We start from the raw sequence: 13,534 nt of genomic DNA on the forward strand, positions 1-13,534 counted from the left end.
CAGCTTACGGACTTAGCGGGCTCGGCTTCGCGCATACTCCATAATATCGGCGACCGATTCCGCCAGCCTATACCTTGGCATCCAGCCTAGCGACTTCAGAAGAGCGGCTCCTTGCCCATCACCGCTTCCTTTATTAAGTGAATCGGCCGACAAAGGACTCGTTTCAGGGCCCCAATCGATAGGCACCGCTTCCTGCGTCAAACCAAGGAGCGCCTGGGTCAGCTCTTCGAGCGTATGATTTTCTCCGGATTCGATCGGGTAGGTTACGCCTGGCGTACCGTGGCTTAATAGATATCCGTATGCACACACCGCATCCCGCACGTCCAGGAAATCCCTGGATTCGTGACGCGAGCTTATTTTAAATACCGGACGCGGTCTTCCGGCTTCGAAGTCGGCGATATAGCGAGCCAGCAGCGTGCAAAAGCCTCTGGATTCTCCCGGGCCGATTAGATTGGATGGCTCCGCTAAAATAATCGGCTGGTTATACAGACTGTGCCAGGCGGCAGCGGCCCATGTGCCAAAGGTTTTGCTGAGACTATATGGATGCGGCACGGCGGCCGGCCCTTTGGCCGGATCGATGCTGAGACGCGAGCCCACCATGAGGATGACGCTATCCGGACGATGGCGGCGCAGCGCCTCAAACAAGTAGACGGGAGCCATCGCATTGCTCTCCATATATTGATCAGGATGCTCCCACGACTCGGAAGCTGAATTTTTTCCGGCCAAATGCAGAACATAATCAGGAAGACTCTCCTTCACCAATCGTTCGGTTTGCTCCCGATCCTCCAAATGGCATTCCCGCGGAAGCACTTCCGGGATGGCCTTAAGCCGTGTCAAATCCCGTCCAGCAGCGATAACCGTACAGCCCTGGCGGATAAAATACGCACAGGCATGAAGGCCGGTAAACCCGGAGGCTCCTGTAATGAGAAGCTTTTTCTTATTTAATGTGCCTGCTGCCATTCATACATCTCCTTTAACATGCGAACATAGTCGGGGAACGGATACACGGCATCCAGCCGTGTATTCCGGAGCGTACGGTCCTGAACGAACTCATCGGACGGCACAACATCGACGTCTTGCTTTCCCCATATGTCCTTGAACAACAGCAGCAAATCGTATTTGCTAACCGGATTGGGATGACCGAGATGTATCAATCCTCCGACATCCTTATTCATGAAGAAATCGATGGCTTTCGCCAGTTCCAGGGTCGTGACTCCATTCCATTTGACGGCACGGTATCCCGTAACCTCCCCCCGCTGCTTCATGAACCAGTTGAACAAGCCGATTCCGCTCGGGCGGATCTCCGGACCGATAATAGAAGTCCGTATCGTTAAATGATCGGGCTCACGCACCTCACCCAGCGCCTTCGTAAGCGCGTAGGCGGAGATTCCATCGGGAAGATCATCTTCCCGATAGCCTCCTTTGTTCCCAAGAAACACACAATCCGTGCTGATGTGGATAAGACGTGCCGAGATGGCGTCCGCCAAATAACGCAGACGGTGCGGCAGGAAGCCGTTGATATGATATGCATTTATTTTGTCATCCTCAGCCCGTTGATTCAAGACCCCGACGGCGTTAATGATAATATCCGGCCTTACCGCCCGAACGACATGCTCCACTGCGCTCATATCGGTAACATCCAGCACCAGGCTTTTGGAATCGCAACTGTCTCGGGTGGTATAAAAGACATGGTGCTTGCCTGATTGCTGAAAGTACTGAACAAGGATATGCCCAGCCATTCCGTTTCCCCCGAGAATGAGCATTTTCATGACAAGAAGCCTCCGCGCCGCAGGATCTCGCGAATTTCGTCTTTATTCATTAAATTATGCTCGGAGCTGAAACTGCTGAACGATACCTTCGGCAGGCCTTGATACCGCTCTTTCAGATTCGGAATGTCGAGGGTCGGAAGAATAACCAGGTACTCGTCGTCATAGACGACGGTCGTCAAGCTTTCGAAATCACTCATCAGAATTTCATGGATTTTCTCGCCGGGCCGTGTGCCGGTTTCAACCAGGCTGACCTCGCTTCTTCCGGATGCCTCGATCAGCACGTCCGCCAAATCGACGATCCGGCAGGTCGGCATCATCATCACGAAGATTTCGCCGCCTACGCTTTCAACGGATGCTTTGAACAGCAGGGAGATGGCATCCTTCAGCGTAAGGAAAAAGCGCGTCATATTTTTATCGGTGATACTGATCTGACCCTTCTGCCTAATTTGGCTGTTGAATACATGCACGACGCTTCCGTTGGTTCCCAGCACGTTGCCGCCCCGGACACAGACGAACTTCGTCGTCGGGCTCAGCAGGTTCGCGTAGACGATCAGCTTCTCGCCGATCGCTTTGGTCATGCCGTAGAAATTGGACGGGTTGGCCGCCTTGTCGGTCGATATATAAATGACCTTTTTCACATTGTTCTCAATGGCGGCCTCGATCACATGCTGCGTGCCGACCACATTGGTCTTCAATGCCTCGTAGGGATGCTCCTCGCACACGGGAACATGCTTCAGCGCCGCCAGATGAAATACGTAATCGACGCCCTGACAAGCCGCGGTAAGCGCCTCCTTATCGCGAATATCTCCGATCCGGAACGTCAACCGCGGATCCTCGAACTCACGGTCCATCGCTACCTGCGTCGCCTCGCTTCTGGAATAAACGATAACCTGCTTCGGATCCATCGGCAGCAGCTGGCTGATCAATTCATGTCCCCAAGAGCCTGTGCCGCCGGTCACCAAAATCCGTTGATTAGTGAACATTCATTTTCCCCCCAAGCACAAATTTTACGACGGTATGCGACACATTGTCCGCCAGATAGCCCTCCGGGCACTTCCAGTCACGGCTCAGCTGCGTCATGAGCTTAACCGCCCCGTGAATTCGCTCGGCATCAAGGCCGGAAACGATATTGCTGCCGCAGTCCACCGTTTCGGGCCGCTCCGTCGTCCGTCGAACCGTTACCGTGGGCACATGCATAATGCAGCATTCTTCTTGTACGGTACCGCTGTCCGTAATAGCGCATAGTGCCTCTTTCTCCAGCCTTACAAAATCAAAAAAGCCGAACGGCTCATGAAATTCGATTAGCGGATGAAGCGGAACGTCCGCCACCTCTTGCAAACGCGAAGCCGTCCGAGGATGCAGGCTGGTGATCAAACGGTGGCCGAAGCTTTCCGCGACGGCATTCAGCCCTCTGAAGATTTCTCTCAAATGCTCAGGCCGATCGACATTTTCCGACCGGTGAATCGTTACCAGAAAGTACTGCCGGCTGGTTAAGGACAGCTTTTCCATAATCATGCTTTCACTGACCTTGGCATCATAATGCTTCAAAACTTCATAGATCGGATTACCGGTTAGGACAATGCGCTGACTGGGAAATCCTTCCCGGAGCAGATGATTTTTGCTGTAGCTTGTATATGGCATATTGATGGTGGAAACCGCGTCGATGATTCGGCGGTTCTTCTCCTCGGGCACCTCCAGGTCAAAACAGCGATTCCCCGCCTCCATATGCACGACGGGATATCCCAACCGCTCGGCCAGTATGGCGCATAACGCACTGTTCGTATCGCCAAGGAGCAGTACAGTGTCCGGCTGCTCCTTCTGCAAAATTTCCTCGATGCGGCTAAACATGACGGATAGCTGTCCACCCAAAGTGGCCTGCCGATCCTGAAGCACATAATCCGGGGCACGGAGACCCATCTCCGAAAAAAATATTCCGCTTAGCGTTTCCGTGAAGTTTTGCCCCGTATGAACAAGCACATGCCGCTTCGCATACCGATCCAGAAGAGGAATGATCAAGCTTAGCCGAATAATTTCAGGCCTTGTACCCAAGATCGTCATGACTTTCATATTGGATTCTCCCTTGCCAACTTAATCACAGATCCGAGGGCGATCATTGACGCAGCACGATCATTCTTCTGCTTTAAGCGGAGACAGCAGCTGTCTGGTCTGGTCCTTTGCTCTGCTAGTTCGTTGTGCTATGCCTTTCTTCGCCTCACGGACGTTCTGCGTATTCTTATTTTTGTCGCCCGGCGTCTTGCTTTTCTAAGCTCAATTCTTCTGCTCTTTCGGGCAGTGCGTAGATGCGGAAACGAGAAGCCTCTCTTCTTCCGGTTCCGTCCCCGGCTTTTATGACGTGATGAAGGCAGCAAATGCCGGAAGTTGATCGCCTTATTAATTTGGAACCATGAAGGCTGCTCCGTCATCCAGCGAGTAACCATGCCGTTGACGCGTGCTCTGTAGAGTTCAGGACCATAGACGGACACCACCTGTGCCCTGTTTTGCTGCCCCAATGCCTCCCCGTGATCGGATTGCTCCAAAACGGCCGCCACTTTTTCCGCTAAAGAGGCCGGGCTCGAAGGTTCTGCCAGCATCTGCGGGCATCCTACAGCCGTAAGCATTTCCGCAAGCCCGCCGGCAGCATAGGCAACGACCGGTTTCCCATAGAGCAGTCCCTCAAGGGCCGTAAGGCCAAATCCTTCCGGAACCAAACTCGGCACTACCACAATATCCAGTGCAGGGTACACTTGCTCCATATCCTCCTTGGATCCGGAAAATATGAACCGGCTTTGCGCGCCGGCAGCTTCGATGCGTTCCCTGCATTGCTTCTCATAGCCTGGATCCATCACACTGCCTACGATTAGAAACAGCGCTTTAGCGAATGTGTCCTTAAGGGAGAGGGCCATGTCAATAAAATGGTGCACGCCCTTCGTTTCGATGAGAAACGAGGAGATCATGCCGATAACCGGAATGTCCGGGCCGATGCCGAGTCTGCTCCGAAAGGATTCCCTAAGTGCGGGCCATATTTCGGGATGAATGTCGAGATCGTTCCAGGACGGAGGAAGAATCGTCATCTTGGACTGCCTGACATCCACAGGAAAATACTGGGCCACGGATTCGGAGATACTGATGATCCAGCTGCTGTATTGGTGTATCAGACTAGCCGACAGGTGGGCGTACCCGTTATTCGTAATCATCTCGGTCAGCTGCCATAGAACCGGGATACCAAGCTTCTTCCCTGCAACAGCCGGAAGCAAATGCACGCAGGTGTTGGTAACGATGACGCTCGGCGACTCGCCAGCGATCCACTGGACGAAGGAGCGGAATACCGAAGTGGATACCAGCCTGTCAGCCTCGGCAAGCAGACCCGGACCAGGGGTGTATATACTGTGCAGCAGAGGGACCTTGTAGATTCTGACATCATGCCCCGACGCTCTGGCGAGTGTTGTCAGCCTGCCTTCATTTGGGGCAACCAGAACGCATTCGAAATAAGGGGAGATTTGCTGGCAGAAGAACAGGAGCAGTTTTTCCGCTCCCGTTATGCTTGTCGGATTACAAACGTGCGAGAATATCAACATCTTCGGTTTAAGGACCATCGGCATTGTCCGCATCTCCAGTAACCGTGGTTTGAGCGCAGTACCGGATGCGATCCACCTCCTTTTCACCCAGTTGGTACAATATATTAGAGAGACAAAGATACCGTAACGACACTTGTTCCTCCAGCATTCAACTATTTATGGCTTCATGCCCTTAAGGAAAGATGACCGAGAGCAGCGTATTCAGACGGTGCGCATAGGTATGCTCCCCATACGTTCTCTCCAACGCGCGGTGCGCAATGTCTTTTCGATGCTGATCGTTCGCAAGATAATATTCGATCTTCTCCAGCAGCTCACTTTGCGAACGGTACGTCTCAATCTCGATGCCCGGCGTATAAAAACGCGCCAAGTCCTCTCGCTCGTCGACTAGCTGCAGCGTTCCGCAAGCGTTGATCTCGAACGTGCGCGGATTCGGCGATGCGGCAGGAATTCGGCCACTGTTCTGATTGATATCATCGTCATCGACAGCCCGGTGCAGGTTAATGATGATTTTGGCGCTGTTGTAGACGTCTGCGGTCTCCGCAGGGCCCATCCATTTATTGACCTCGATCCGGTTGCTGAATCTGGCGTAACCCGGGAGCCGTTCCCACCAGTTGCCGCTGATGAAGGTACGATGCCGCATCAGCTGATCCATGATCGGCTCGAAAAAACGGATCCGCTTCGGATAAGCCGTGCCGACGAATCCGATGTCCCGGCTCGCTGCCGCCGGCATGGCGATGGGGCGGTAATGGAGCGGGAATGCGCCGAACGGCAAATAGTGAACCTGTGCACACCCCAAATTCTGATAATGTGCTACGCAGTTCAGCTCCAGCGTAAATATATAATCATAGTGATGAATCCAGCCGACCGATATATCCGTGTAGTACGGATCATCCGTCATCCAAACGGCGGTCCGCAGCCCCATCGACCGGATGGCGTCCATCTGCTCCACAGGCATATACATCCCGTCCAGCACCAGCACGAGGTCCGGTCGGGTCCGGCTAGCCTCGGCCGCCACATCCTGCTTCGCATCCGATACGGTCACTTGCGAAACCATCGTATGCAGAGTTGCAATAATCGCCTCATCGATCGGAGAGTACGGGAAGCCTTTACCCGAGCTGACAAATAATACATGCAGATTCCGCAGCGTAGGGGCGTACAACACCCGATTCACGATTCCTTGCGACTTTCCACGGAAATATCCATCCATATAACCCTGTTGCAAGCCGGAGCTGCGCCCTTGCTCGTAGGCATCGGCAGCAGCCCGTTTCGGGCCTGCGGCAAACATTCTGGGCATCCGCTTCACTCCTAACGTTTTTGTGTTTTCCGACACACGCGACCGTTCATAACGGGATTTTTCCCAGCAGCTCGGGAAGCCTGTGCGCATAGGTATGCTTAGACATCGTAGAGGCAACCGCACGCATGGCTATGCTCCGGCGGTGATCCTCGTTGGCAAGATAATAGGAAATCTTCTGCTTCAGCTCCTCGACAGAACCGAAGGTTTCAATGTCGACGCCGGGTGTATAGTACATGGTTAAATCCTCGCGGATGTCCGTCAGCTGCAGTGTTCCGCAAGCATTGATTTCAAACGTCCGCGGGTTGATCGAACGTCCTTGCAGATTCATAATGTTGCGATTGTCGCTCCCTCTTTCGCTTGGGCGGTGCAGATTGATCACGATCTTCGCCCCGTTGTAGAATTTAACGGTTTCGGCTGCCGGAATGAATCCGCTGTACACAAAAGGCGACAGCTCCTTGTAACGGGCCAGCCTCTCCCAAAAACCGCCGATAATGCGCACACGCTTACCGGCCAAAAACGGAGCCAGCTCATCGAATAAGGCGGCGCGGTTGCGGAAGGCGTTGCCGATAAAGCAAATATCCGACTGATAGGCGGGTCCTGCCATGGTCGGGGCAAACAGCTCCGGGTGAACGGCGAGCGGCATATAATGCACCTCCTGCGCTCCAACGCTTTGATACAGTTGAACGCAGCTGAGCTCATGCGTGAACACGACGTCAAAGTGCCGGGACAGTTCGGGCGTTTCATCCGTGAAGTAGGGGTCATCCACGAACCAGATCGCTGTTCGAAAGCCCTGCTGACGCACTTGGTCCAACGATTCACGGAAATGCTCCGGAAATACATGCAGGCCGTTCATGACCAGAATCAAGTCCGGTTTTACCGACAGCGTCGTCTCCAGCAAGGTTTCGGGGCGCCCGACGATGCATTCACGGACCATGCCGCCAAGCGCCTTCGTGATCCCTTCGTCAATCGATTCAAACCCTTGGGGAATATACAAAATTCTTGCATCGAAAAATGGCGGCGCCGCAGGCGGAATGCGCTCTATAAGCGCGCGATATCCTCCAACGCGGTAGCCTTCGTTATAGCCGGCCTGATAGCCTTCCTTCTGACCTTTACGCATCGCTAAACTCACGGCTTTTCACCCTGTCTTTTGTGAGATTTGCTCAGGTTCATATAACTATATGCCGGGAGGACGGATGCATCATGGACGATTGTCCACTAATGCCAAGAAATTGGCGCATGCCCGTAATGCATCAAGCTTGTCCCAACCAAAAAGCGGTTCTCATGGATGGGTATGTTCCATGAGAACCGCTTGGAGCAGCTCCTTCATGAGATTGGAGGAGGGGCTGCCAGACCGTCTTCATAGCCTTTCGCGAATCCGGCTTTGAAGCCTTCATCATAGGCTTGGCTGTAGCCTTGATTATAGGCTTGGGAAGAAGCCGGATATACACGGCCTACCCTTCTCAAACGGTAGCCTCCACGAGCTCCCCGGCGTCTGGATAGTCCGGATTTGGCCCGGCGACGGCGCCTTGGGCCTTGAACCACCTTCAGACGATGCATGCCGGGAAATGACCTTCTGCTGCCGGCCGGCCGAATTCTCCCTCTCTTTCGCACGGCGGAAATCTTTATTTTCATTTCAATAGCCTCCTGTCCCGCTTCAATTCATTCTTGCGATGTTCTCATTCGGGCTTGCCGAGCATCCGTCCGCAAGCCAGGGCGACGTCGGATTTCCCGTCTTCGTCCGGTTCAGCGATATGCCGGTCAGCATCTCTGTCATCACCGATTGGTAGGCGGTCAGAAGCCTGATATTCTCCGCTAGCGTTCGCGCAGTCAGATCGGAATGGGCAGAAATATCGGCAATGCTCTCCAATATACCGGCAAGGGCCTCCTGGCTTCTCGCAATCGACGAGACAATCGCAACCCTCGCCGCATGTTCACGGTGAGTGCGCGTATTCATTAATCGGAATCTCCAAATTCAAATTCATCAAACCCTCCGCCGGCACTCCGCTCCTCCGTACCGATGGCGATCCGCAAATTCCGGCATAGTCCGGATCCGATCCGTGTAAGCCCCTCAATCTGCTCCACGATTTGCTCGTGAATGGTCAGGGTTTCCTTCAAGCCATTCATGGCAGAGGGCTCCTGCGAAACGACCCATTCACGGACTTTTTCCGCTTCAACGGCCTTCCCCTCCAGTATCAAAGAGGTCTCCCGCTGAATAGCGACAGCTGCATCCAGCATACGCATCAAAGACTCTTCTTTGCTCACTTTATTTTCCCGCCCTTGTCATCCGGTATAGGACCGGTTATTCTTCCTCTTGCTCACGAAGCTCTTTCAGCACGATCTCCAGGTTATCCGCTGCAGTCTGCTGCAAATCAGCCATCGCGTTCAGGTAGGCTACGATGCTGCGGTTGATTTGCTCCGCCTGACCGCCGGAAGACCGCGCTCCATCAGCCACTCGAAATTCATATTCAGGCAATGCATGTATAATTTGAGCCATGCGAACAGCAGAATGGCGCTGCGCCTCCAGAATCCGAGCCAACTGCTGCTGAGAATGCGAGAGATGCGCAAGCATATCATCGATCCGGCTTTCCATGTCAGTACACTCCTTCACTCTCATCTACCCTCCAGCATATGCGGAGAAGAGATTCCCTGTGCCAAACCCCTTCATCCCCCGCATCCTTTTCGGGCACGTGCTACAGCTTGCCGGAACACAAAAAAGCCGCCGGAATCACGTAGCGGCCGTTTTGTTCTCATTGAAAATATCGGATCGGAAGATGCGCTGCGTCTTTTCTAGCCGATCAAGCCACTTCTGCAGATGCTCCTCCACCGTCATTGTGCCCTCGTCCCACCATCCGATTTCGGCCGGCAGCTTCCTCCGGAACAGCACGCAGCCGATCCTGTCCCTAACCGTCTGTTCCTCTAGAAATGCGGACTGCTCTTGAGCCTGGTCAAACGGGGGACTCAAGGCTCGGGATGCAGCACATACGACCTTCGCTTCCGGATGATGCTCAAGCTCAAAGAGCATTTCACCGATCCAGTTGTCGCAGACGGGGGCAGAATCGGTCAACACGGCAATGTACTCGCCGAGCGATACCTTCATCGCCCGATTGACCACTTGAACCAGGTTCTCCCCCTGACTGCCTTTAATATGCCGGAGCGCTCCGCTTCGGTCGTGAAAATACCGCCTGCTGGCAACCGACGCACCGGCATCTGCAATAAGCACCTCGTAAGGGTGGGGCGTTGCCGCCTCGATTTGCTGGATGATGCGGATCACCGCATCGTCGTGGGGACGGGCGGGAATAATGATGCTCGGTCCCTCGAATACCGTTCCGCTGTCTTCCCGGCCGAGCTGATACCCTAGTGCATATCCCGCCTGATAACCGGCTCGGTAATCGCCGGAAGCCGCCCCTCTCTCCTCCACAGGGTGGAATGCTATGCGTGCAGTTCGGCGTCTGTTCATGGCAGAACATCCTTCATATGAGCCGCCGCCTCCTGTAATGACTCAAAGGTGCCGGCATCACACCACCACTGCTGCAGGATGTCATACATCAGCTTGCCGTCTGCTGCGTACAGGTTGTTGACATCCGTGATCTCCAATTCGCCTCTCTCCGAAGGATGGATCCGGCGAATGATGTCAAACACCGCATCATCATACATATAGATTCCGGTCACCGCTTGGCGGCTGCGAGGATTAATCGGTTTCTCCTCGATGAAGAGCAGCTTTCCGCTCCCGTCCTCGGCAAATACGGGCACGCCATATCTATGCGGGCGATCCGTCGGGCTAAGCAGCACCATCGCCGTGCCCGGCGGCTGCCCCATATATTTCTGGATGAACGGCTTCAACTCATCTTGAAACAGATTATCGCCCAGCAGAACGACAAACTTTTCCCCAGGCAGGATGTAACCTCGCGCCAGCTCCAGTGCTTCCGCAATCCCGCCAGCCTGCTCCTGGACTCGGTAGGTCAGGTTCACGCCAAAATCCCGGCCGTTCTCCAAATACTCTGCATATAATCCAACCGATTTGGAGCCGGTAATCAGCATGATATCCTCGATACCGGCTTGATGGAGCTTGTGAATGCCGTATGCGATCATCGGATGCCTGCCTACCGGAAGCAGGTGCTTATTCATATATTTCGTTAACGGAAGAAGACGGGTTCCGTTTCCTCCCGCCAGCAATACCCCCTTCATGATGCGTCACCTCTCTCCTCGATGAACTGTAACGGATCCACTTTCCATTTATCTACAAACCGCTTGCGGTTCCGCTCCACCAACTCTTGGAACCCTCCGGGGTACCGGTTTCGGAAGCTCGCGCTTCCTTCATGATGGACCAGCACATTACCGGCTACCAGCAGCTTGAAGCCAGCCAGGCGGGCACGGTAGCAGTAATCATCATCCTCGTAATGTCCCGGGGAATACATCTCATCCAACAGGCCGATACGCTCCATCACCGTACGTTTAAACAAGTAACATAACCCGACGATGCGGTGGACTTCCTTCCACTTTGCGGGGTCCGGCACATTCCAGGACTCGGCCTCACGAATAAAGCCCGCTAAATCGCTGTATCCGACCTTCACCTGTTGGATGCCGCTGGCGTAATTCGTTACTGGTCCAACAATCCCGATGTCCTCCCTGCTGTACAGCGCATCCAGCATATAGGACAGCCAGCGCGGCGAGGCAAAGCAATCGTTATTCAGCAAGAGCAAATTGTCGCCGGAGGCGATCCGCAAACCGCGATTGCAGGCGACGGGAAACCCGGCGTTATCCGGCAGGGATACAAGCAGCAGCTTCTCACGAATACAATATGCAGCTGTGCCGTCACGGGAACCGTTATCCACCACGATTATTTCGTAGGGCACGTTGGTATAAGCGCGGATATGCTCCACACATGTCCGAAGAAGATGAAGCCCGTTATACGTTGGAATAATAATGCTCGTCAGTCCGCTCATATGCCGTTCCTCCGTATTGCGAATTCGTCCCGGGACACCTGTCCCCATTGCAGGCGGGTGCCGGCACTCTTCATGGCTTCCATCAGGGCCTCGATATGATCCCCAATGATCAGCCGGGCTACCGGATTATCCCTGCCTCGGTTCAACGTTCGTCTACGGTTGACGCTGAGCACATCTACCGTTTGAACCGCCTGGATTCGAAGCCCTGCCCGGATGGCAAGCGTCTGCGCTTTCGGCGGTACGGCAAGATTATCGTATCCGATCATCTCGATCGCCCTTCTTGACAGGGCATGGGGGACAGCGGTCATCGAATTCGCCTCCAGATCATCACGTCCCATCATCCGGTTAAGAAAGGTCTTGCAGCGGGTGACCTCATCCTGCCGGTCAAACGCAGGCAAGAGAGGCATAATATCATTGAGTGCCACGTCCACGCCCCGATCTGCCGCCACCAAAAAGGCGGACAGTAAATGAGCGGACACCGGCATATCTCCATCTATAAACAAAACGAAGTCTCCCGTACTCAGCTTCGCTCCGATTCCACGCGCCACATCATGCCCAAGCCGCTCGGCGATATGAACGACGATCACACCGTCGAAGGAACGCGCTGCAGCAAAGCTGCCGTCTTGGCTTCCGTTCACTACCACAATGATTTCATGGAAGGGAAGCCGCTTGAGCTCCCTCAATACCGCCGGCAGCGAACCCGCCTCGTTGCAGGCGGATACAACCACCGAAGGACGTCCTGCCAGAGGCGGCATTAGAGGGGAGGGAATCTGGCTGCCGGAGCTTCGGACGAAGCCGCGGCGGAAGGATTCCGCAACGCCGGGCAGCAGGCGAAACAGCTGTCCGGCAGGCAATGCGGCCGATGCCAGCCACTGCCCAAACGCGGCGGCTGCGGCGCCTCCCCTTCTTCCCGCCAAGCGGCCGGCCGTCACTGCCATCCTCCCCCACCTGCCGTTCCGCAGGAAACGTAAGCCTGCGTTCCGTACTAAGCTTCTTCCCGGACGCCTCCGGCTGCGCCGGCGGATTAGCGCTGATGCTTTGGGGCCGTGCCTTTTCACACTCGTCACCTCACCATGCTCCGTCTTCGTTCTCCATCATGAAATCCTCCGCGCACACCGCGCTCCGCCACCAATGCAGCCAATGCCTCCAGATGATCGCCCAGCACAAGCTTCTCGAGCGGATCTCCTCCGGCAGCCCGACCCGGGTTCAATCGGCCGACCTCTACCCGATGCACTGCCTCGACGCGCAATTCCCTGCACACCGCCGCAGCCTGGGCCTTCGGCGGCACGGACAGGATCTCGGCTCCGATCGTCTGCAGGGCACGTCGGCTTATGGCATGCGGAACAGCGGTCATGGATGCTCCCCGCAGATCGGGCCTGCCCAGCATGGAATTTAATGTATACTTCGCAAGAATGACCCGGTGCACCAGCGATCGGTCAGTAGGACCCGTATAATCGTTTAACGCCACATCGACTCCGGATTGCACCGCATGCACAAATGGCTTCAATTCGCTAGAAGGAATCACCATATCGCTATCCGTAAACAGTAAGATTTGGCCCTTGGCCGCCTGTGCGCCCACGCTTCTTCCCACATCGTTGCCCAGCGGGTCGGCAAAAGCCAAAACCTTCGCTCCCATACGCTCCGCTGCCATTTCCGTATGGTCCCTGCAACCATTCGCGACAACGATAACCTCCGTTGCCGGATGGACGGCCCTCGCTTCGGCGATCACGGCGGCAATCTTGCCGGCTTCATTCATAGCCGGGATAATGACCGATACCAACGGTTCCGGATGGTTCTGCTTTGGGATCAGCGGTTCAAAGAAACGGTAGGTCAGCCCTATCGGCGCCGTCTCCGGGACCTGCGGCGCGGAAGGGCGCCGGACCCTTGATCTTCTTGGTCTTAACCGCTGCACGTGACGCATGATCGTATTCCTCCTCCGCAAAGGGGTCTCTT

General features: G+C 54.8%; 16 protein-coding genes. All 16 read right to left on the minus strand.

Annotated elements, in window-relative coordinates; all coding sequences use genetic code 11:
• Positions 1–12: 12 nt before the first annotated feature.
• Positions 13–960 carry an NAD-dependent epimerase/dehydratase family protein gene (locus J2Z18_RS18635; protein ID WP_210095157.1) on the minus strand — a complete coding sequence of 316 codons (948 nt, stop codon included), beginning with the start codon at positions 958–960 and terminating at the stop codon, positions 13–15.
• On the minus strand, positions 942–1,769 hold the full coding sequence (locus tag J2Z18_RS18640) for a dTDP-4-dehydrorhamnose reductase family protein (protein WP_007130788.1): 828 nt from the start codon (positions 1,767–1,769) through the stop codon (positions 942–944). The genes J2Z18_RS18635 and J2Z18_RS18640 overlap by 19 nt, the downstream gene beginning before the upstream one ends.
• Positions 1,766–2,752, minus strand: a complete 987-nt coding sequence (locus J2Z18_RS18645) for a polysaccharide biosynthesis protein (protein ID WP_007130789.1) — start codon at positions 2,750–2,752, stop codon at positions 1,766–1,768. The genes J2Z18_RS18640 and J2Z18_RS18645 overlap by 4 nt, the downstream gene beginning before the upstream one ends.
• Positions 2,742–3,836 carry a non-hydrolyzing UDP-N-acetylglucosamine 2-epimerase gene (gene wecB, locus J2Z18_RS18650; RefSeq protein WP_007130790.1) on the minus strand — a complete coding sequence of 365 codons (1,095 nt, stop codon included), beginning with the start codon at positions 3,834–3,836 and terminating at the stop codon, positions 2,742–2,744. The genes J2Z18_RS18645 and wecB overlap by 11 nt, the downstream gene beginning before the upstream one ends.
• Positions 3,837–3,964: 128 nt before the next feature.
• Positions 3,965–5,368, minus strand: a complete 1,404-nt coding sequence (locus J2Z18_RS18655) for a glycosyltransferase family 4 protein (RefSeq protein ID WP_210095158.1) — start codon at positions 5,366–5,368, stop codon at positions 3,965–3,967.
• A 148-nt stretch (positions 5,369–5,516) separates the two neighbouring features.
• Positions 5,517–6,638 carry a CgeB family protein gene (locus tag J2Z18_RS18660; RefSeq protein ID WP_007130792.1) on the minus strand — a complete coding sequence of 374 codons (1,122 nt, stop codon included), beginning with the start codon at positions 6,636–6,638 and terminating at the stop codon, positions 5,517–5,519.
• 46 nt (positions 6,639–6,684) lie between these two features.
• A complete protein-coding gene (locus J2Z18_RS18665; RefSeq protein WP_007130793.1) occupies positions 6,685–7,755 on the minus strand; it encodes a CgeB family protein in 1,071 nt (356 codons plus the stop codon).
• A gap of 206 nt (positions 7,756–7,961) precedes the next feature.
• Positions 7,962–8,270, minus strand: coding sequence for a hypothetical protein (locus tag J2Z18_RS18670; RefSeq protein WP_210095159.1), 309 nt, complete (start codon positions 8,268–8,270; stop codon positions 7,962–7,964).
• 22 nt (positions 8,271–8,292) lie between these two features.
• A complete protein-coding gene (locus tag J2Z18_RS18675) occupies positions 8,293–8,592 on the minus strand; it encodes a hypothetical protein (protein ID WP_007130795.1) in 300 nt (99 codons plus the stop codon).
• Positions 8,592–8,900, minus strand: coding sequence for an alpha-helical endospore appendage domain-containing protein (locus J2Z18_RS18680; protein WP_007130796.1), 309 nt, complete (start codon positions 8,898–8,900; stop codon positions 8,592–8,594). Before J2Z18_RS18680 ends, J2Z18_RS18675 begins: the two co-directional genes overlap by 1 nt.
• Before the next feature lie 37 nt (positions 8,901–8,937).
• Positions 8,938–9,228, minus strand: coding sequence for a hypothetical protein (locus J2Z18_RS18685; protein WP_007130797.1), 291 nt, complete (start codon positions 9,226–9,228; stop codon positions 8,938–8,940).
• 135 nt (positions 9,229–9,363) lie between these two features.
• Complete coding sequence (locus J2Z18_RS18690) at positions 9,364–10,095, minus strand: glycosyltransferase family A protein (RefSeq protein ID WP_210095160.1); 732 nt, start codon at positions 10,093–10,095, stop codon at positions 9,364–9,366.
• Complete coding sequence (locus J2Z18_RS18695; protein WP_007130799.1) at positions 10,092–10,823, minus strand: sugar phosphate nucleotidyltransferase; 732 nt, start codon at positions 10,821–10,823, stop codon at positions 10,092–10,094. Before J2Z18_RS18695 ends, J2Z18_RS18690 begins: the two co-directional genes overlap by 4 nt.
• Positions 10,820–11,581 (minus strand): glycosyltransferase family 2 protein, encoded by a 762-nt coding sequence (locus tag J2Z18_RS18700; RefSeq protein ID WP_028406440.1) that lies wholly within the window; start codon positions 11,579–11,581, stop codon positions 10,820–10,822. Before J2Z18_RS18700 ends, J2Z18_RS18695 begins: the two co-directional genes overlap by 4 nt.
• Entirely contained in the window at positions 11,578–12,519 is a 942-nt protein-coding gene (locus J2Z18_RS18705; RefSeq protein WP_210095161.1) for a glycosyltransferase family 2 protein, read from the minus strand. The genes J2Z18_RS18700 and J2Z18_RS18705 overlap by 4 nt, the downstream gene beginning before the upstream one ends.
• A gap of 125 nt (positions 12,520–12,644) precedes the next feature.
• Positions 12,645–13,502, minus strand: a complete 858-nt coding sequence (locus J2Z18_RS18710) for a glycosyltransferase family 2 protein (RefSeq protein ID WP_007130802.1) — start codon at positions 13,500–13,502, stop codon at positions 12,645–12,647.
• Positions 13,503–13,534 lie beyond the last annotated feature (32 nt).

This window comes from Paenibacillus lactis (assembly GCF_017873605.1).
Taxonomy (GTDB): domain Bacteria; phylum Bacillota; class Bacilli; order Paenibacillales; family Paenibacillaceae; genus Paenibacillus_AQ; species Paenibacillus_AQ lactis.

Bases quoted from the DNA above. Each gene is read 5' to 3' on its own strand.
- J2Z18_RS18635 (WP_210095157.1), bottom strand. From the start codon at position 960: ATGGCAGCAGGCACATTAAATAAGAAAAAGCTTCTCATTACAGGAGCC.
- J2Z18_RS18640 (WP_007130788.1), bottom strand. From the start codon at position 1,769: ATGAAAATGCTCATTCTCGGGGGAAACGGAATGGCTGGGCATATCCTT.
- J2Z18_RS18645 (WP_007130789.1), bottom strand. From the start codon at position 2,752: ATGTTCACTAATCAACGGATTTTGGTGACCGGCGGCACAGGCTCTTGG.
- wecB (WP_007130790.1), bottom strand. From the start codon at position 3,836: ATGAAAGTCATGACGATCTTGGGTACAAGGCCTGAAATTATTCGGCTA.
- J2Z18_RS18655 (WP_210095158.1), bottom strand. From the start codon at position 5,368: ATGCCGATGGTCCTTAAACCGAAGATGTTGATATTCTCGCACGTTTGT.
- J2Z18_RS18660 (WP_007130792.1), bottom strand. From the start codon at position 6,638: ATGCCCAGAATGTTTGCCGCAGGCCCGAAACGGGCTGCTGCCGATGCC.
- J2Z18_RS18665 (WP_007130793.1), bottom strand. From the start codon at position 7,755: ATGCGTAAAGGTCAGAAGGAAGGCTATCAGGCCGGCTATAACGAAGGC.
- J2Z18_RS18670 (WP_210095159.1), bottom strand. From the start codon at position 8,270: ATGAAAATAAAGATTTCCGCCGTGCGAAAGAGAGGGAGAATTCGGCCG.
- J2Z18_RS18675 (WP_007130795.1), bottom strand. From the start codon at position 8,592: ATGAATACGCGCACTCACCGTGAACATGCGGCGAGGGTTGCGATTGTC.
- J2Z18_RS18685 (WP_007130797.1), bottom strand. From the start codon at position 9,228: ATGGAAAGCCGGATCGATGATATGCTTGCGCATCTCTCGCATTCTCAG.
- J2Z18_RS18690 (WP_210095160.1), bottom strand. From the start codon at position 10,095: ATGAACAGACGCCGAACTGCACGCATAGCATTCCACCCTGTGGAGGAG.
- J2Z18_RS18695 (WP_007130799.1), bottom strand. From the start codon at position 10,823: ATGAAGGGGGTATTGCTGGCGGGAGGAAACGGAACCCGTCTTCTTCCG.
- J2Z18_RS18700 (WP_028406440.1), bottom strand. From the start codon at position 11,581: ATGAGCGGACTGACGAGCATTATTATTCCAACGTATAACGGGCTTCAT.
- J2Z18_RS18705 (WP_210095161.1), bottom strand. From the start codon at position 12,519: ATGGCAGTGACGGCCGGCCGCTTGGCGGGAAGAAGGGGAGGCGCCGCA.
- J2Z18_RS18710 (WP_007130802.1), bottom strand. From the start codon at position 13,502: ATGCGTCACGTGCAGCGGTTAAGACCAAGAAGATCAAGGGTCCGGCGC.